Genomic DNA, 18,621 nt, shown 5'->3' with positions numbered 1-18,621 from the left:
TCACCAATTTGCCATTTTGCCATCGAAAAGCCCGGGCTGACAATTCTCTGTGGCTCAGGGATTTACCTCACCGATCACATAGAATTCCTTGCCCGTTCCAGGTGACCCATCGAGGAAAGTGTAACTGCTTACCCCAGTCACCTGCTCTCCCACCGGGGTGAATTCCTGCAGCGTCGCACTCCGCGCCAGGGTGTAGGTTTTCTCAGGATTCAGACCCTCAACGGAAACGGCAAACGCCCCGTCCTGAAAGCCAAAACTGATGACTTTCGGCGTGTCTTCGACATTGCCCGTGGGAAAATCATCCGGGTCTGTCGGGTCGGTGCCCGCAGCGACTTCCGCGCCATCCGTGAAGCCATCACCATCCGTGTCCTTCACCCCGATTTCAGTCCCAAGCACCAGCTCCTGTCCGTCCGGCAAGCCATCTCCGTCCTGATCCAATGAATTCGGCAGTTCGAGGACGCGGAAATTATCAAACATCACCCGGAAGCCGGAAACGTGGCGAATGAATGCTACGATATTTCCCGTAGGTGGAACTTCTCCTGTGACGAAAACAAAGGGCTTTGCCAAGGAACCGGAGCCCAAATTGGCGAGGCCGCTCGCATAGCGGAATCGGTCAATGCCATCATCGGCATCAGGATTTCCAGAGCTGATGGCGAGGCCATTCAAATCCATAAACCCGGCATCTGCCAATTGGGTCTCCGGGGAATCACTGGCATACAGTCCGAACTCAACCACCCCGGTGGGAAATCCGCTGCGATTGCAACCGGCGAGGTCCACCAGATAAGTCGTGTTCGGTTTGAAGGATACGCCAGCATCCTGAAAAATCTGATTTCCAATCGACTGCAGGCCAGCGGATTGCACCCCATCAGTCCCAGCAAATCCTGATTCCACGAAAACTTCATCCGTCACCGGCGGAGTCACGATACTCCAACTGGTTGGAACACCGATGATGTATGTTCCAGCGGCATCAGGCAGCTCAAAGCTCGGATTGGCAACTGTCACGGTCGGCGGCGTCGAGCTCGCATTTGTCGGATCGTAGCCGAGTTTGAATTCCCAGCCATCATTGATTCCATCGCCATCGGAGTCCGTTAGATTCGGATCAGTCGCCGAAGTGACGCCAGCCTCATAGACGAGATCGGGATTTTCCATGCCATCAAGAATCCCATCGCCGTCCGTGTCCGGATTGGTCGGATCGGTTCCCGTCAACTCGGAATCATACCATTCACCAAACAAGTCTTCGACAGAATCGCTCAACCCATCGCCATCTGTATCCGGATTATCGGGCAGGGTCCCTAGGGAAAGTTCCTCAGCGTTGGTGAGCCCGTCCTCATCCAAATCTCCACCCGGACCGTTCACAAGATCGGTGCTGCCATCGTCCAGAGGGTCCAATCCAGCACTCACTTCCCAGCCATCGGGCAAGCCGTCTCCATCGCTATCGACCTTCACCGGACTGGTCCCCAGTTCCACTTCCTGGCCGTCGGCCAATCCATCGTCATCGGTATCTGCCTTCTGTGGATTACTGCTGTCGAGGCCACCGTTGTATTCCTGAAGATTGGTCAGTCCGTCGTTATCTGGATCTCCGTCCGGGCCGTTTGCGATATTGGTGGTGCCGTCGTCCGCAGGATCGAGACCGTAATTGCTCTCCCAAAAATCCGGCAGCCCATCATTATCAGAATCCACGGCATTCGATGCAGTGGTGCCGATGATTTGGAATCCATTGATCGGCGCACGTTTGGTTCCAGCTGTCCCGCCTTCATCGGCGCGGATGTAGAAATTCCCAGCCGTCAGCCCGCTAAACACCGTGTAGTTGCCGACTCCTGATGTTCCCGACACGCGCGTAAACGTCGGATTTTGCGCCCAATCCGATCCATCGATGATCTCGACTCTGCTGGTGAGATCGGAGCCTAACGCGGGGTCGCCGTTCACAAACGTGTCCGTGACGGCATTTGCCAGCCAGACCGTCGCGGCACGATCACCGGCCAAGGAATCACCCTCGGAATATACAACCACGCTATAGGAAGTGATGCCCTCCTGCTGCATCCACTGATCCAGCCCGGTCACCAACAGTGTCGGCTTGTCATCATCAGAGCCGAATACTCCGTTAAAGGGAGTTGAGATAATCCCGCCATTGGAATCTAGATACCCTTTCATCAGGATACTATTTCCACCTAGGGATGGATCTGCGAGCGACTGGCCCAACGCTGTCGCATCCCACTTCAGCATCACCATCGTGGAAGTGCCGTTTTCGTCGTTGAGATTGATGGGATTGCCCCATCGGCCGCAGTTGTTCCAATTGAGCTGCTCAAATCCCGGCGCACCGGCGGATTCGGTCGATTGCAAAAGGATCGTCTCAGCATTGTCCACATCGGAAAAACTGACACCGATTGAGGTTTCCTGGGCTTGTCCGCTTGCCGCGCCCAGCAGAAGAGCAATCAGCATGGAAGGTTTCACCAGACGGATCGGCAAAGCATGGTTTCTGCAGTTCATCACAAATCTTTCCTCTTTTATTTGGTGGATTGAAAAACCCTGCAGCGAACGTCGATGCACGGTAGGTGAGGCTAATTTGAAGCGTATGAACTTCCTGCTGAAATTGCCTAGCTACCCATGTTGGTAGTTATCGGGCTCGCTGAAACCCAAGTGGATAGGCCTTGCCAACCTCAGAGAGCCATGAACCTCAGGCATATCCGTTTCAAAGGTGGCGGGATGACTTGGGCGTCGATGCCATTACAAAATCTTGTCATTCGTCACGAATGAGTTGCAGAAACAGCCAGCTAGCCTGCTGAAAATGGCACGGGATTCGCTCCATCGGCCAACAAGGTGTGCCATGGTGCCAGAGAAATGGAATAACACGCCGCTGAACTTCTCCAAGGTTCGCCGAGATTTTTTCTAGAATGCAGTTTTGAGGTCGTCTGGTCACTACCAAGAATCTGCCAAACAATTCCCGTGGTTAGCGGATGGTCCGCGGTAGGTTCCAGTGCTCTTCAGGTGCACTGAACCTGCCGCGGCAAATTGTTCCATAATTCTATTTGATCGGTTCAGGAAAGAGATCATTCGTTCGCGATCGGAGTCGCCACCAGGCGCATGAAGCGTTTTGGGTATTCAGCCTGAATGGGTAGCGAATAACGAACTTCAAAGGTTCCGTTTTCAGCCGATGAGGACTCTACCTCTATCCCTGCAGCACTCCATACAGCAGAAGCGTCCAGACTGACCGACCACTCAGCGGATAGCTGATAATCGGTGCGGGATGTTTGCTGAGTTACCAACGCCACTTTTTCGTTGTTGGTTTCCAAAGTGATTCCGGATTTCGCATCGGGGATCGTCGGATCCAAGCCGAGCAAATATTCGATCAGGTTCGGCAAGCCATCACCATCGCTATCGCCAGTGAGTGATGAATCCGGCAATGTGCCATAACCCGTTACCCAACTTTCAAATCCAGACAAGGTTCCGACGACCAAATCAAAAGTCTGGCTCGTGACAGCGCCGTCATCGTTATAGCGCTCAATCACCATGTAATAGCTGCCATTGGTCGCTTCCTCCGCAATCGTTCCACTGATGATCCCGGTTTCGGAATCGAAGCTAAGACCTTCGGGAAGAACAACCCCGTCTCCCAAGCGGAAAATCGACGGATTCACATACTCTCCCTGTTGGAGCTGGCTCACGAACGTCGCATTCGTCGGGCAATTCGCCAGCCCAGGAGTTACTCCAACCAAAGGCGTGGCGGGGGTTGGGCTCACCTGAGCCGAAGTCACGGTCCAAAAGCTGGTATTGCCGACCGATTCCTCATTTTCGCCGGTGAAATAGGCCGCCTTCCCGCTGGCCACGGCTGGCAGCACCATGGTGCCGGAGGAATTGTTCCCGTAACTCAGATTATCCACTACGAGTAAGTCCGAGTTTTTCAGAATTACCGCACCGCCTGAATCACTGAGGAAGATCCAGCTGCTTGAGCCTTGAGTGAAATACGTTTTCGAGGTGCTACTGACGACCATTTGGAAATCGCCAGGATCTCCATCATCCGCCGGGATCAGTGGATCTTTTCCTGAAGTCGAAGACCCGTTGTAAATCGTGATGAGCGTCCCCGCAGGAATATTGTCCCAAACGCCACCCGAGACGAAATCCAGCACACTGGTCCCACCTGCTCCCGTCAATCTCCAGCCCGATAGGCTGCCACTTTGCAGCATCAGAATTTCCACCCATTCCGAGTTCCCACCAGTGACGCCTTGGCTAAACTCATTGATGATCGCCATGCGGCTCAATGGCTTGGCGCTGCCACGCAAGACAAGCCCGCTGGTGTATTCATAGCTATCTCCCGGATCAGCATGAAGGACCGGTCGTGCCAGCACGTTGACGCCTTGGGTCACAAATGGCTCGCTGGTCTTTTCCCCATCGAACGCCGTCATCACACAGCGCCAGATTTTGCCGCTGACCATGGATGACATGCTTAATGTCGCGGACGTTTCCCCTGCTGCATCGGTGAAGGCAATCTGATCCGTGCTGGATTGCCACTGGTAATGGATGACCAAATCCGCGTTTTCGTAATCGGATGAGGTCAAATTGGTGACTGCCAAAATCTCATCCTCGTAACACTGTGCTTCCTGGGAAAGTTGGGCATCGAGAATTTCCGGGGCCTGATTGCCGAATCCCAAAACTATCTGCGGTGATGAGCCTTCGATGCCCTCGGAATCGAAGGCATGGGCTTCCAAAACGTGAGTTCCATCCGTTGGTGTGAGCTGAAATGAATAAGGGGCGCTCGTGTCACTGGCAACTTCCTCACCGTTATCCAGCAAAGTGACTTTGCTAACGGTCCCGGTATTTCCCATGGCATCCAAATCCGTCGCGGTCACCAAGACGTCAATGGGGGGGCCACTCCCATAAACCGCGCCGGATTCCAGATTATCGATGGTTACGACCGGAGCTGGATTTGGCGGTGCCGTGCTTGCGCCATAGACCACCAGTTTCGCGGAATTCAACACCCCGCCAAGCGCTGCGGCGTTCGAGCTGGTATCAACCACCTTCAACGTCCAAATCCCATTCGGATCTTCGCCCCAATTGCGAACCGTACTGAATGTCCACGATGGATAATTTGCATTGGTGTCATCGTGAACTTCCGCCAACCGGCTAACTGTGCCGCTTGGGGAAGTGAGTCTGATTTCCAGAGCACCACGCGAAGGATGAACGATATCCACGGTCAGGGTCACCTGCTCCGCCGTCATTTCCGCATCCGTTACTTCGAATTCCTCCGTGATTCCTTCACTGCCGCCATTGGCTAGAGATGCATCCAAAGATGATTTTGTCACCGTCGTCGAAACCTGCTGCGCGACATCCGTCCAGTCTGCGGCAAGGGCCACAGCAGCCCCTGCATCCACTCGTCCGGCTCCGTATTTATGGTTGAAATGCAGGCCTGCCGCGTTCGTCATCCAGTCACTGTCCGTCGGATCAATCTGGTAGGCGGAGCGAATCAAAATTTCCTGCACATCGCGCCAGCCGAGATCGGGATTTTTTTCCAACATCAGCGCAATGATCCCAGAAACCAGCGGGGTCGCCGATGAAGTGCCGCCAAAGCTGTCCGTGTAATCTCCGCCATCTGCGGAGCTGCTGGTGTTGTAGCCATCTGGACCAACCAGGTCCGTCGTCGTAATCCCACGCACCAGCCCTGATGATGGCGCGCTGACAATCAAGTTACTCCCCGGCTCGCTGTAATAGGAATTGGTGCCTTCACTGTTCGTGGCGCCTACAGCGATCGTGTAGATTGAGTTCGCATAAGCATCGTAGTTGGAATTGTCACCAACATCTCCCCCATTTCCTCCTGCCCATACAAAGATGGTGCCTTTTCCATCGCGGCCGGTCTTGGTGGCATTTTGCAGGGCGGAACGGGTCAATACCCCGGTCGATCCCAGCCGGTTTCCTCCATCCGAAGGGCCCCAGCTGTTGCTCTTCACCTGAACCAGATCGCTCTTGTAGTTCAGCGCCGCAGCGATTTGTGCATCTGTCGGGTCTCCGGCAATCAACCGGTATCCGACTAAAGTTGCCATCGGCGCAGCCCCGATGCCGCCAAGCCCGTTGTTGCCACGGCCCGCCGCAACTCCCGCGCACGCGGTGCCATGCGGATCATAACTGGATGGAGATGGGTCCTGATCCTGACCGTTGAAATCATAATCGTTGGCCGTGTCCACCCCACCAATGAAATCCGGATGGTTCACCTGCAGGCCATCATCCACAATTCCGATGCGGATTCCACTACCACGAACACCCCCCTGCCCTCCAAACTGCCAGACATCCTCAATGTCAACGTCCGTCCCTTCGGCGGTTTCATCGGTTTTTTTGAGATGCCATTGCTGTGAATAAAGCGGGTCATTCGGCGCTGATCTTCGATCCATTTGAGACGCCAGCAAAACGTCTGCCGAAACAACCGAGGCACTGCGCCGCACGCCGGCAACGGTCTCCAGTGCGGTCACTGGATCCGCCGCAGCCATCAACACCCAGCCGGGTGCATAATCGAGATGTTCCGTCACCTTCAGCCGATGGTTTACCGCCACTTGCTCGGCAGTGTTTCCTTCAAGCTGCACCCGTAAATCCTGCGTCACGATCAAACGATTTTCCTCCGAGCGCTCTTCTCCGGCCGGATAGGCGATCGGGTAGGCTTTGCCATTTCCTTGGATTTCCAACAACCGCTCCGACAAGGTCGCGACCGTCGCCGGCGGCTCCAATTGGACCCAATGTTCCAAGCCATCTCCGTTGCGGATATTTGCCTCATCCAAAGCGAGCACGATCGAAACCCGATCCGCGCCATCACCCACCGTCCAGCTTTCCTTGGAACTCACCGGGTCTGACGGAACCCCTCTTTCGCCTGAACCCAGCGCCGATTTCTCCCCCCTGAACGTCGGTTCGCCGTTCGGCTGATGCGCTGCCGAACTCTTGCCCACACCGCCCTCGTGGTGTCTAAAATGATAGCTCCACCAACCGCCGATTATGGCAGTGAATACGAGAGTGATGGGAATCCAGTTCTTGCGGGAAAGTCGAATCATGGGTTCGGAATGGTGGTGTGGACACTAGGCATCTTATGCTATCCGGCAAGTTGAGAATCGCCCATTTCCAGACGATTCCGAAATCATAAACCGCTCATTACAGAGCAATTAGCAATTTCCTTTCGAACACCTGGATTTGGCTCGGAGATTCCCAATCACACCAAACCATCTTTGCGGGCCTGCTTCCAGTAGGCGTACTCCGAACGGTTGAAATCGATATACTCAGGCGACAGGTCGCTTGAATACATGGTGTAATCCGCGCTTCCTTGATTCAGGGAAATCACGATTTCGAATTCAGGCGCCGCCACGACTTCACGCAGCTCATCCATGGGCGTTGGCGCTTGCAATCCACCCAGGCAAGCAGCTTTTCCGCCGATGTGGATGTCCACCAGTTCCTCCCGGATGCGGGCGCGCGAGTAGCCGACCGCGTGGATGATGCGCCCCCAGTTCGGATCGCCACCATTCCAGGATGATTTCACCAGTGCCGACTTGCAAACCGCCTCCGCGACTTTTTTGGCATCAAGATAGGTTTTCGCGCCAACGACCTTCACGGTGACAAATTTGGTCACGCGCTCGCCATCCCGCACCACCGCTTTCGCAAGCTCGAGCATGACCCAGTGAAGCGCCTCGCGGAACTGCTTGCAGCGTTTGCCATTCCGGCGCAACGGCGCACCGCCGGCCGCACCGTTGGCCAGCACGATCACGGAATCGTTGGTGCTCATGTCGCCGTCGATGGTGATGCGGTTGAAGCTTTCCTCAACGCATTCGAGAACCGTCTTGCGCAAGCAGGCGGACGGCAGATTCACGTCGGTGGTGATGAAACACAGCATGGTCGCCATGCTCGGGGAAATCATGCCGGCGCCTTTCACGCAGCCGCCAATCCGCACCCGGGTGCCGTCCAAATCGAAGGAAATCGCGATCTCCTTGGTCCGGGTATCGCTGGTGATGATCGCCGCCGCTACATCTGCTCCGTTTTTCGGTCCGAGCTTCGACACCAATTCCTCGAATTTCGGCGTCACCCGCACCATCGGCAACGGCAGGCCGATCACGCCTGTCGAACAAACTCCGACCTCGGAGCGCTTGAGACCCAGCGGCTTCGCCACGCCATCGCACATCGCGTTGGCATCGGTGACGCCCTGTACGCCCGTACAGGCGTTGGCATTTCCAGAATTGGCAACGATCGCCCGCAAGTCGCCTTTGCGAAGATTGGACTGGGACACTCTCACTGGCGCGGCACGCACGCGGTTGGTGGTAAACGTCCCGGCTGAGGCACAAGGACTTTCCGAATAAACCAATGCCAGATCCAATCGGTCACTGGCCGGATTTTTGATACCACAACTGACGGCACTAGTCAGAAAGCCTTTCGGAGCGCCGACACCACCTTGAATGCGAGAGAACGGAAAATCCATGAGAGAGAAGCGGGGAAACCCCGAACAGTGGGCAAACTTAGAAATTTTGCAATCCAGCAGTCTCAGGAAATCCGTGCATCAGGTTGAAACTTTGCACCGCTTGTCCACCCGCGCCTTTTCCGAGGTTGTCTTCGGCACTCAGCAGAATGACCCGACCGGTCCGGGCGTCAAATTGCCAGCCGATATCGATGAAGTTCGTGCGTGCCACATTCTTCGTATCCGGACAGCCGCCGCGACCCAGCAAACGGACGAATTCGCTTTCAGCGTAAGCACTTTCCAATGCCTCGCCGATGCGTTCAGGCGCGACACCCGGCAGCAACTTCGCCGTGGTCGTGGTCACGATCCCGGCGTTCAGCGGAATCAAATGCGGCAAAAAGGAAATCGTCACCTTCTCCCCCGCCGCGATCGACAACTCCTGCTCGATCTCCGACAGGTGCCGGTGTTTCGGCACTCCGTAAGCGCGCGCGCTTTCGTTGCACTCCACATAAAGCAAACTCAGGTCCGCCTTACGCCCGGCACCACTGACGCCACTCATGGAATTCGCCACCACTGTCGAGTGATCCACCAGCTTTTCCCGCAGCAATGGCAGAAGAGGCAGAAGGATGCTTGTTGGGTAGCAACCCGGAGACGCCACCAAATCTGCTTTGGCAATCGTTTCGCTCCGGACCTCCGGCAGCCCGTAAACCGCACGGGTCAGCAAATCCGGCGCCGGATGGGCATGACCGTAAAATTCCTCATACACCGCCGCATCCCGCAGCCGGAAGTCCGCACTCAAATCGATCACCCGTAGGCCACGATCCAGCAGTGCCCGCGCGATTTCAGCCGCAACGCCATGGGGAAGCGCCAAAAAGGCGACCTCAGCTCCCGTCGCAGCGATCGCATCCGGGTCAGGCTCCATGAATGCAAGCTCCGCTCCTGGAGCCCGATTGAATCTTGGAAAGACCGCGGACAAGGGCTTCCCGGCTTCTTGGCGAGACGTTGCCGCCACCAATTCCACACCGGGATGAGTGAGCAGCAATCGAAGCAGCTCCATCCCCGTGTAACCGCTAGCTCCAACAATTGCCGTCCGAATCCGTTGCATGCAAAGCCCATCGCACGATTTTCAGTGCTTGCCAATCCGGATTTCGCCTGCATTCTTCGCCAACCGTTCACGAAACGGGCTGTGGCGCAGTCTGGTAGCGCGCCTGCATGGGGTGCAGGAGGCCGTGGGTTCGAATCCCGCCAGCCCGACCAATAACCCTTCTGTGTCAGAAGGTGACAAATCGAGACTAAGCAGCTCGTGGTCAGCAATTTCCAAAGAATTCGCACTGGAATTTAGTGTGCCTATCTGAGTCAAAGAATGCCCGACTGAGCCTACTTTTTGTGGACCTATTTGTGGACGTGACTTTTCAGGCCATTCTTTCTCGAACCAGTCCAAAGAATTCACTGCTTCAAAAGTAGGCAGCTGATTAACGTCAGTGTAGAGGTTCGCAGTAAGCCGTGGATCACTGTGTCGCATCAATTCCTGCGCAAGACGCTGTGATACCCCTTTGCGCGCCAATCGCGTTGCAAACGTATATCTAAAGGAATGAAAATCGAGCTTCCGGCCCGTTTCATCAATTGATGAAATACCCGCTTCGCGTAAATGCCTACGGAAGCGTCGATCCGGATTGCAGTATTGCGGGAAAACTAGATCATTGGCGCTCGCCCCCTTCGCTGCGATTTTTAGGCATTCCTGTAATTTCGGGTGCAAGGGAATGACAGCTTCACGGCGGTTTTTGGTTCGCAAAGCCGGAATAATGATTCGAGGCCTGTCCTGATCGCCGAGATGAATTTCTGACCAAACAATTCCGAGGAGTTCACTGAGTCGCAACCCGGTATAAACAGCCATGATGTAAAGAAGTCGGTAGTCCTCAGAAACAGCCAACAACCTATCGAACTCAGCATCGGTTATTGCGCGCCGTTTTTGTTGTCGCCCTCGGATATCGGCTTTTTCCACCAACCGCAGCGGATTGTCTTGGATGCGGCGCTGCCTCACCAACCATCCCAAAAAGGTATTCATTGCGTTAAGGTATACATTTAGCGTTTTAGGAGCAGCTTGCTGCTTGGATCTCCATCGCACAAAGTCATCCGGTGAAATATCGCTAGTCACCTTCCATTGGCAATTCTTCAAAAGAATGGTCACACGGCTACGAACGAGCCGGTAGTAATGTTCAGCACGACCTTTTACCGCGAGGTCTGCAACAAACTCCTCTAGATGTTCGGTCAACGGGCGCTTAGCAGATTCCCGTTCAAGTTTCGGTGCAATGAGCCCAGCTCGTTCTTTTTCTTTTTCGCTGACAAGCTTTCGGAGCTTTTGCATGGCAACTTGCTTGTCAGGAGTATCCAGAGGAACTTCTGTCACGGTAAAATCACCATCCAAGCGATATCGCCCTCGATAGAGACGATCAACGGTACTTTTCCCATTTTTAGAACGCTTTTTCTTATAAACGTGGAAGATCATTTCCGTGTGGATTTCAAAGTTTCCAAATAGATCACAATGTCGCTGACATACATACGCGTGGCTCCCCCTACCTTAACTGGGCGCGGTAGGTCGCCATTCGCGATCAATCGATAAATTGCTCGGCGCGAAAGGGCCAACCTCACTCCAACGTCTTGGAGAGAGATCAACCGGTCTTCAATCATTCCCATAGTGGATAATGCTTCTTTGTTCGGAGTTGTGGACATCAAGAAGTAATACGGTTACCGGAAGTATAGTGACCGGATCGGCAATGCCTAGATCATCAAGTGGCACAAATCTCTGACGTCAAATGAGCCAAACGTGGTAGCCGAGCAGCTACTCTATATTGCGAATCCTTATGGTATTCAGTAATATTAAGTTCAATGACATTTAGACAAGGGGTGGGCGTTGGGAATACCAGAATGGATCGCGGTGATTTCGGTGTTAATTGCACTCGTCTCTTTGGCGATTCAACAACATCTCGCTCGGCAGCAAATCCGCTACGATACACGGGTGAAGCACTATGATCGGACGCAAAGTTTACTTTTCAAAGCGCTCGATGACTCAGATTTGCTCGAAGCGCTCACAGGCGGTTCTCCCGAAAATCAAAAGCAGCGCCGTTACCGACAGCTCTGGTTCAACCACATCAAGCTCATCTTTGATCAGCGAAAGCTTTTTCGAAAAGGGCGACTGGGAGGTCACCGTCGAGGACATCAGCAGCTTTTTCAACATGCCTGCGATGCAAACTCATTGGCTCACATTCCAACAATACTACTCGCCTGATTTTCGAAAATTCGTGAACGAAACAATCATGAAAAAGGCGGAGGCTCCGATTTCCGAAGCTCCGCCTGAAATAAAGAGCGAATAGTTAACTCACAGCTGAGCCACCTGCGCCGCGATTTTCTTTGCAGTTTCAAGAGGCATACTCACAAAGCCCTCACCGCTTGGAGCCACTAAAGTTTGATCTGCATCAGAGTTCAGCAAGTATCCTTGCACATAGACGTTACCGTCACTTGCAAGAATTGCAGCGGGGCAGCTGTTACCATTGCACAATTCACTCATCGGGCCATTTTCGCCGAGTATTTTCTGGATCGTCATAATTTTCAGTAGGTTGGTGATTTTGATCGTCGAATGCGATAGAGTGAACGGAATACGGATTCTGTTCAGGAGGCATGAAAATGAGGTCGTTATACGACGGGGTTGGAGATCGCAAATACACGTCATTTGCCGAAAGACTGGCGTTTTTTGAGGCGGCTTCTACGCTCACTAATCCAGCTCATAGGCTATTCTGCATGGTGCTTCTCAACACGGGTTGTCGAATTTCTGAAGCACTGGCGCTGAAACGCTCGCACGTCGACCGAGGTGGCAGATCCCTTGTATTTCTTACGCTCAAACAACGCAGAGAAATCCATTATCGACCAGTGCCAGTTCCCGATGCTCTGATTGAAAGCCTTCTAGCTTTGCCAGTGACTGATGACAGCTACCTATTTAATTTTGGCAGGACCACCGGCTGGAAAATTATCAAAGCGTGCATGCGGTCGGCCGGGATCGAAGGAATCAAGGCCACGCCTAAGGGATTGCGGCACGGCTACGCGATCGGCTGTGTTTCCATTGGACTCATTCAGAGCAAGATTCAGGAGCTTCTCGGCCACAAACGATCTGAGACAACTTCGATTTATACGACCCACATCACCGACGACATCCGTCAACAGTTCGATAAAATCTGGATCACTAAGGGCATATGACGACAGTTACAAGAGATTCTGAATACGATCGTAGGCCATGCTCATTTCGCTTGAAAAATGCGCCCATGTAGGGCATTTTATAGAGCGTGAACAGAATCCGTATTTTGTTCACTTTCAAGGGCGAATGGAGGTAATAATCCCGATTTTGGGACAGAGGAATTAGGTGGGTTAAAATGTCGGGTTGCACACCCGACTCCCTACACACGGCCCGCCTTTTGGGCGTAATGGCGCGAAGGTGATCAGATCGGATGTATCTTCACTTTCGTTGCTGTTGCGTTCCCATTAATTGGAAAGGCAAACTCAGCATGAAAGATGAAAACGATTTATCCCCTGTGCTATGGTTGGCTCTAAGATGGTTCGAATTGCACCAAACTGGTCCTGAGAGTGACAACCCTATCCTATTGTCCGACGATACCCGCCACTAATCTCTGTGAAGACGTGGGAAGTGCCACACCTTTAAGTAGCAAGCAAAGAGGCATTTTGACTCTCAGCAGGCTTGCGTCTCAACGGTTGACTAATTAGTGACTATTTGCAGTTAGGATTCTGTCCTACAAACTTCGTTAATGTCTGCCCCTGAATTCGTTGCCCGCAAGCACATCGACACTCAATTGAGCGCCGCTGGGTGGATCGTGCAGTCCGTTAACGAACTGAACCTGGCTGCAGGTAAGGGAATCGCCATTCGGGAACTACGCTCTGAGGGAGGCCCCGCAGACTATGTTCTTTTCGTCGACGGAAAAGCTATCGGTGTCGTCGAGGCCAAGAAAACTGGTGAAACCCTCTCCCATGTTGCAGATCAGAGCGCCCGCTATACCGCCGCCAAGAACTGGATCCCCCAGCGCTGGACCGATCCGCTGCCCTTCACCTACGAGACCACCGGCGTCGAGACCAACTTCCGCGACCAGCGTGACCCCGACTCCCGCTCACGCCCCGTCTTCGCCTTCCACCGTCCCGAGCACCTTCTCGAGCTCGTCCAGCAGCCCGATAGCCTCCGCACCCGCCTTGCGGCCCTCCCGAGCGCCCACCCGCTCGTCACCGAGCCCCTACGCGACTGCCAGATCTCCGCCATCACCGGCCTGGAAACCTCCCTCGCCGGGAACCGCCCCCGCGCCCTCCTCCAGATGGCCACCGGCTCCGGCAAGACTTTTACCGCCGTCACCCAGGCCTACCGCCTCATCAAGCACGCCGGGGCGAAGCGCATCCTCTTCCTCGTCGACCGCGGCAACCTCGGCCGCCAGACCGTCAACGAATTCCAGCAGTTCACCACCCCCGACGACGGCCGCAAGTTCACCGACCTCTACAACGTCCAGATGCTCGGCCCCGCCGGCATTGATCCCGTCTGCCAGGTCACCGTCTCCACCATCCAGCGCCTCTACTCCCAGCTCACCAACAATCCCCTCGACGACGAGGCTGACGAACACTCCGGCTACGAGCTCGACGGCACCGGCGGCCCCAGCCGCGAGCCGCTCCCCGTCAGCTACAACCCCGCCATCCCCATCGAGACCTTCGACTTCATTATCGTCGATGAATGCCACCGCTCGATCTACAACCTCTGGCGGCAGGTCCTCGACTACTTCGACGCCTTCCTCATCGGCCTTACCGCCACCCCCAGCAAGGCCACCCTCGGCTTCTTCAACCGCAACCTCGTCACCGAATACCCCCACGTCCAGGCCGTCGCCGATGGCGTCAACGTCGGCTACGACATCTACCGCATCAAGACCCGCATCTCCGAGGGCGGCACCAAGCTCGACGCCGGCTTCGACTACCAGAAGCGCGATCGCCTCACCCGTGAGAAACGCTGGGCCGTCCAGGACGAGGACGAGACGGTCGCCAAGACCCAGCTCGACCGCTCCGTCGTCGTCCCCGACCAGATCCGCACGGTCATCCGGGCCTTCCGGGAAAAGCTATTCACCGACCTCTTCCCCGACCGACCCGCCCGCGCCGAGTCGCTCGGACTCGACGTTCCCTGGGTTCCCAAAACCCTCATCTTCGCCAAGGACGACAACCACGCCGAGGACATCGTCACCCACGTCCGCGAGGAGTTCGGCAAGGGCAACGACTTCTGCAAGAAGGTCACCTACAAGGCCGGCGCCAAGCCCGAGGAAATCATCAAGGCCTTTCGCACCGCGCCCGAGTTCCGCATCGCCGTCACCGTCGACATGATCGCCACCGGCACCGACATCAAGCCGCTCGAGTGCCTCCTCTTCCTGCGCGACGTCCGCTCCCAGCTCTACTTCGAGCAGATGAAGGGCCGCGGCACCCGCACCATCGATCCCACCGACCTCGCCACCGTCACCCCCGACGCCGGCAGCAAGTCCCGCTTCGTCCTCGTCGATGCCGTCGGCGTCACCGAGTCCGACAAGACCGACTCCCGCCCCCTCGAGCGCAAACCCACCGTCCCCTTCGACAAGCTCCTCCAGCAGGTCGCCCTCGGCGTCCGGGACGAAGACACCCTCACCAGCCTCGCCAACCGCCTTGCCCGCCTCGACCAGTCCCTCAGCGACAGCGACAAGGCCGAGCTACAAACCCTCGGCGGTATCTCCCTCAAACAACTCACCTCCAACCTCCTCCAAGCCACCGACCCCGACCACGCGCTCGACCAATTCCGTGCGCAGCACGGCCCTGACAGTGAACCCACAGAATCAGAACTTGGCGACCTTCGCGCCTTGGCGGTGAAAACAGCAACCGAACCCCTCGCCACCAACCCCGCCTACCGCGCCCTCCTCGAAACCAAACGCCGCGACCGCGAAGTCACCATCGACCACCTCAGCGGCGACGAAGTCCTCGCCACCGGCTACGACGAGGAAAAGGCCCGCGGCCTCATCGAGAACTGGAAGCAATTCCTCGTAGTCAATCAGGACGAGATCACCGCCCTGCAGATCCTCTACAATCGCCCCAACGCCAAACGGCACCTCGTTTACGAGGAACTCAAGACCCTCGCCGAAGCCGTCGCCCGGCCGCCCTACCACATTGCCCCCGCCGAAGTCTGGAAAGCCTACGAGCACCTCGAAAAGCGCAAGCCCACCGCCGACCCGGCCAAGGTTCTCACGAACCTCATCACCCTCGTCCGCCACACCGTCGATCCCGAGCACCAACCGCTCGCGCCCTTCCCTGAACTCGTCGAAGCGCGATACCAACAGTGGCTCGACCAACAGGGCGAGCGCTTCACTGACGCCCAACGCCACTGGCTCGACATCATCAAGAACACCATTGCATTGAACGGCGCCTTCCCCACCGACGAGCAGGAGGACTACCTCGAAGCCTGGCAAAACGTTGATTCCAAGGAAGGCGTCCCGCTCGCCGTCGCCCGCAAGGCTTTTGGAAACGAAGATCCGAAGCCGATCATTGAAGAACTCAACGAGATCCTCGTTGCTTAGCCGAAACTATGGACCTGCATCCCACCATCGAGGACATCACCGCGAAGCTCCGCCAAGGACGTTTCCCGAACGAGCAATCGATCTCACAGGGAATCGTTTTGCGATTGCTGCAAGTGCTCGGCTGGGATGTATACGACACCAATGTGGTCTGGCCCGAATTCCAGACGGGCGAGGGGCGTGTCGACTTTGCGCTCTGCCATCCGCCATCAAAGCCGGCCGTTTTCATCGAAGTCAAACAACCCGGGAAGGCCGAGGATGGCGTGCGGCAGGCGCTTGAATATGCCTTCCACACCGGCGTTCCATTCATCGTCCTGACCGATGGCAAGACCTGGTCATTTTACCTTCCGGCCGAACGAGGGAGCTACGAAGACAGGCGGGTATACAAGCTCGACCTTTTTGAGCGAGCCACCGAGCAGGCAGCCACAGTGCTCGCGAAGTATCTGCACAAGCCACGCGTGGAGACCGGATCTGCTTTAGAGGACGCGATTCGGGAGTATCGGAATCGCAACCGCCAGAAGGAGGCCAAACAAGCCATCCCGGAAGCGTGGAGGGAACTTGTGGAGAAGGGCGATGAACTGCTCGTGGCTCTCGTTGCGGATGCCGTCGAATCGAAGGCCGGAGTCCGCCCGGAGGATGACGACATCTTCGATTTCCTGATCGGACTCCACGGTGGTTACGTCCCGGTGACGGGCAACGGTCCTGTCGCGCCGAAGCAGCCGACCAAACCACCGACTGGCCCCGGCTTCCCGGTTGTGCCTGCGATGAACAAACAGAAAGCTCCTCGACAGGGGCAACTGCTGATCAAGGGCAAGGCATTCGGCTACTCCAATGCCAAGGATGCGATGGTGATCGTGCTCACTGAGCTTTCCAAAGGTGATCCGACCTTCCTTCAGCGCTGTTCCCAGCATCCCGACTGTTCTGGCCGGAAGCGTCGCTACATCGCCCAGAGCCTCGAAGACATGTATCCGGATCGACCTGATCTCCGCGAGATGCACGAAGTGCTGTCCGGCGGCTGGATGGTGGCGACCAATCTCAACAACGCGCTGAAGAAGTCGATTATCCGGGCTGCGACCGAAGTCGCGGGCCTCCACTTCGGAAGTGACATCACCGTGGATTTCTGAGAATGGGCAAGGGATCAACATCAGCCCCGAATGGGCGAAAGACATTAGCACGGGGCAAGGCCCCAGGTCCCGCATCCTCCACGCATCCGAACCCTGAAGGGGCGGCAGAGGGTTGGTCGATGCGCAGAATTGGCGACATTGCAGAATTGGTTCGCTACGGATCGTCGGCCAAAACTTCGGAGAATGCCGACGGAATTCCCGTGCTCCGCATGGGGAACATCGTGAATGGGGCTCTCGATTTCACGAATCTCAAGTATCTCCCGGTCGATCATCACGAGTTCCCTCAGTTGTTTTTGGAACCAGCCGATCTCCTCTTCAATCGCACGAACAGCGCCGAATTGGTCGGGAAGACTGCGGTGTATCGGGGCAAGCCCGAGTCCTTCTCGTTCGCTTCCTATCTAATCCAAGTGCGCTTGCGGGAAGGCGTTCCTGAGTGGGTCGCTTACTACCTGAATTCCCCGTTTGGCCGAGCGTGGATCAAAACCGTGGTTTCGCAACAAGTTGGGCAAGCGAACGTCAATGGCTCCAAGCTCAAGGAACTTGAGATTCCGTTCCCGCCGGTTGAGGAACAACGCCGCATCGTGGCGCGGATTGAGGAACTCTTTTCGCGGCTCGACGTCGGCGTCGCCGCCTTGCGCCACGCCAAAGCCCAACTCCAACGCTACCGTCAATCCGTCCTCGCCGCCGCCGTCACCGGCCAACTCACCCAAGCCTGGCGCGAACAACACCCCGACACTGAACCGGCTTCGGAGTTGCTTGAGCGAATTCTCGATCAGCGGCGCGAAATCTGGAACGGGAGGGGCAAATACAAAGAGCCAGAGGCGACGGAGGGGCTAGACTTGAACCTTCCCTCAACGTGGACGGTCACAAACATCGATTCGGTCATTTCGGCGATTGAAGCCGGAAAAAACTTCAAGTGCGAGGAACGCCCGCCAACGGCGGACGAAACAGGACTGGTAAAAATAAGCGCGGTCACATGGGGCAAGTTCGACGAACTCGAAAGCAAAACGGTCACTCGTCGTGATCAGATACGCGACGAGCACATCATTCATCCGGGCGACTTCCTCCTCAGTCGCGCGAACACACTCGAACTGGTGGGTGCTCCAGTCATCGTCGAACAGATCAACCGGCGGTTGATGCTCAGCGACAAGGTCCTCAGATTTCGATTCATCGAACGCCTTGAGAGGTTCGCCCTGTATTGGCTTCGCTCGAAACTTGGACGCAAGGAGATCGAATCGAGAGCGACGGGCAATCAGTTGTCGATGCGTAACATCGCGCAGGCGAGCCTTCGGGCGATTCCGCTTCCGCTCCCACCCCTCGCCGAACAACATCAAATCGTCGCCGAAGTCGAAGCCCGCACCACCGCCATCGACCACCTCGAAGCCGAACTCGACCGCCAAATCACCCGCGCCAACCGCCTCCGTCAGTCCACTCTCTATGTTGCATTTGTCGGTGAACTTTGACCCTAAGC

The 18,621-nt window shown here is 55.8% G+C and carries 11 protein-coding genes, 1 tRNA gene and 1 pseudogene; 6 read left to right on the top strand and 7 right to left on the bottom strand.

Annotated elements, in window-relative coordinates; translation table 11 throughout:
* Nucleotides 1-54: 54 nt before the first annotated feature.
* From JIN85_RS14045 to argC, 4 genes are all read right to left on the bottom strand, one after another.
* Nucleotides 55-2,439, bottom strand: coding sequence for a thrombospondin type 3 repeat-containing protein (locus JIN85_RS14045; RefSeq protein WP_200271810.1), 2,385 nt, complete (start codon nucleotides 2,437-2,439; stop codon nucleotides 55-57).
* A gap of 608 nt (nucleotides 2,440-3,047) precedes the next feature.
* Entirely contained in the window at nucleotides 3,048-7,022 is a 3,975-nt protein-coding gene (locus tag JIN85_RS14040) for a S8 family serine peptidase (RefSeq protein ID WP_200271808.1), read from the bottom strand.
* 155 nt (nucleotides 7,023-7,177) lie between these two features.
* Nucleotides 7,178-8,431: a bifunctional glutamate N-acetyltransferase/amino-acid acetyltransferase ArgJ gene (gene argJ / locus JIN85_RS14035; protein WP_200271806.1), complete on the bottom strand. Its 1,254-nt coding sequence runs from the start codon at nucleotides 8,429-8,431 to the stop codon at nucleotides 7,178-7,180.
* Nucleotides 8,432-8,468: 37 nt separating this feature from the next.
* Nucleotides 8,469-9,512: an N-acetyl-gamma-glutamyl-phosphate reductase gene (gene argC, locus JIN85_RS14030; protein ID WP_200271804.1), complete on the bottom strand. Its 1,044-nt coding sequence runs from the start codon at nucleotides 9,510-9,512 to the stop codon at nucleotides 8,469-8,471.
* 75 nt (nucleotides 9,513-9,587) lie between these two features.
* Between argC and JIN85_RS14025 the strand changes: the two genes are divergently transcribed.
* Nucleotides 9,588-9,664 (top strand) — tRNA-Pro (locus JIN85_RS14025).
* 226 nt (nucleotides 9,665-9,890) lie between these two features.
* Here the strand turns inward: JIN85_RS14025 and JIN85_RS22310 are convergent.
* Nucleotides 9,891-10,472, bottom strand: a pseudogene (locus JIN85_RS22310) (tyrosine-type recombinase/integrase); the annotation flags it as partial.
* A 437-nt stretch (nucleotides 10,473-10,909) separates the two neighbouring features.
* The gene (locus JIN85_RS22305; RefSeq protein ID WP_425494631.1) at nucleotides 10,910-11,095 is read right to left on the bottom strand and encodes a helix-turn-helix transcriptional regulator; all 186 of its coding nucleotides are present in this window, start codon (nucleotides 11,093-11,095) and stop codon (nucleotides 10,910-10,912) included.
* 247 nt (nucleotides 11,096-11,342) lie between these two features.
* On the opposite strand from JIN85_RS22305, the gene JIN85_RS22300 reads away from it, so the two are divergent.
* Nucleotides 11,343-11,693, top strand: a complete 351-nt coding sequence (locus tag JIN85_RS22300) for a DUF6082 family protein (protein WP_425494630.1) — start codon at nucleotides 11,343-11,345, stop codon at nucleotides 11,691-11,693.
* A 90-nt stretch (nucleotides 11,694-11,783) separates the two neighbouring features.
* Here JIN85_RS22300 and JIN85_RS14005 read toward each other — a convergent pair whose 3' ends face one another.
* A complete protein-coding gene (locus JIN85_RS14005) occupies nucleotides 11,784-12,008 on the bottom strand; it encodes a hypothetical protein (protein WP_200271798.1) in 225 nt (74 codons plus the stop codon).
* Nucleotides 12,009-12,082: 74 nt separating this feature from the next.
* On the opposite strand from JIN85_RS14005, the gene JIN85_RS14000 reads away from it, so the two are divergent.
* The 4 genes from JIN85_RS14000 to JIN85_RS13985 all read left to right on the top strand — a co-directional run bounded on the left by JIN85_RS14000 (nucleotide 12,083) and on the right by JIN85_RS13985 (nucleotide 18,613).
* Nucleotides 12,083-12,655 (top strand): tyrosine-type recombinase/integrase, encoded by a 573-nt coding sequence (locus JIN85_RS14000; RefSeq protein WP_200271796.1) that lies wholly within the window; start codon nucleotides 12,083-12,085, stop codon nucleotides 12,653-12,655.
* A 563-nt stretch (nucleotides 12,656-13,218) separates the two neighbouring features.
* Nucleotides 13,219-16,029, top strand: a complete 2,811-nt coding sequence (locus tag JIN85_RS13995) for a type I restriction endonuclease subunit R (protein ID WP_200271794.1) — start codon at nucleotides 13,219-13,221, stop codon at nucleotides 16,027-16,029.
* A gap of 8 nt (nucleotides 16,030-16,037) precedes the next feature.
* Nucleotides 16,038-17,150, top strand: coding sequence for a type I restriction enzyme HsdR N-terminal domain-containing protein (locus tag JIN85_RS13990; protein ID WP_200271793.1), 1,113 nt, complete (start codon nucleotides 16,038-16,040; stop codon nucleotides 17,148-17,150).
* 2 nt (nucleotides 17,151-17,152) lie between these two features.
* On the top strand, nucleotides 17,153-18,613 hold the full coding sequence (locus JIN85_RS13985) for a restriction endonuclease subunit S (RefSeq protein ID WP_200271791.1): 1,461 nt from the start codon (nucleotides 17,153-17,155) through the stop codon (nucleotides 18,611-18,613).
* Nucleotides 18,614-18,621: the final 8 nt, after the last annotated feature.

This window comes from Luteolibacter pohnpeiensis, from assembly GCF_016595435.1.
GTDB lineage: Bacteria > Verrucomicrobiota > Verrucomicrobiia > Verrucomicrobiales > Akkermansiaceae > Luteolibacter > Luteolibacter pohnpeiensis.
This window is presented reverse-complemented; position numbering and strand designations above follow the sequence as displayed.

Bases quoted from the DNA above. Each gene is read 5' to 3' on its own strand.
- JIN85_RS14045 (WP_200271810.1), bottom strand. From the start codon at position 2,439: ATGCTGATTGCTCTTCTGCTGGGCGCGGCAAGCGGACAAGCCCAGGAA.
- JIN85_RS14040 (WP_200271808.1), bottom strand. From the start codon at position 7,022: ATGATTCGACTTTCCCGCAAGAACTGGATTCCCATCACTCTCGTATTC.
- argJ (WP_200271806.1), bottom strand. From the start codon at position 8,431: ATGGATTTTCCGTTCTCTCGCATTCAAGGTGGTGTCGGCGCTCCGAAA.
- argC (WP_200271804.1), bottom strand. From the start codon at position 9,512: ATGCAACGGATTCGGACGGCAATTGTTGGAGCTAGCGGTTACACGGGG.
- JIN85_RS22305 (WP_425494631.1), bottom strand. From the start codon at position 11,095: ATGATTGAAGACCGGTTGATCTCTCTCCAAGACGTTGGAGTGAGGTTG.
- JIN85_RS14005 (WP_200271798.1), bottom strand. From the start codon at position 12,008: ATGACGATCCAGAAAATACTCGGCGAAAATGGCCCGATGAGTGAATTG.
- JIN85_RS14000 (WP_200271796.1), top strand. From the start codon at position 12,083: ATGAAAATGAGGTCGTTATACGACGGGGTTGGAGATCGCAAATACACG.
- JIN85_RS13995 (WP_200271794.1), top strand. From the start codon at position 13,219: ATGTCTGCCCCTGAATTCGTTGCCCGCAAGCACATCGACACTCAATTG.
- JIN85_RS13990 (WP_200271793.1), top strand. From the start codon at position 16,038: ATGGACCTGCATCCCACCATCGAGGACATCACCGCGAAGCTCCGCCAA.
- JIN85_RS13985 (WP_200271791.1), top strand. From the start codon at position 17,153: ATGGGCAAGGGATCAACATCAGCCCCGAATGGGCGAAAGACATTAGCA.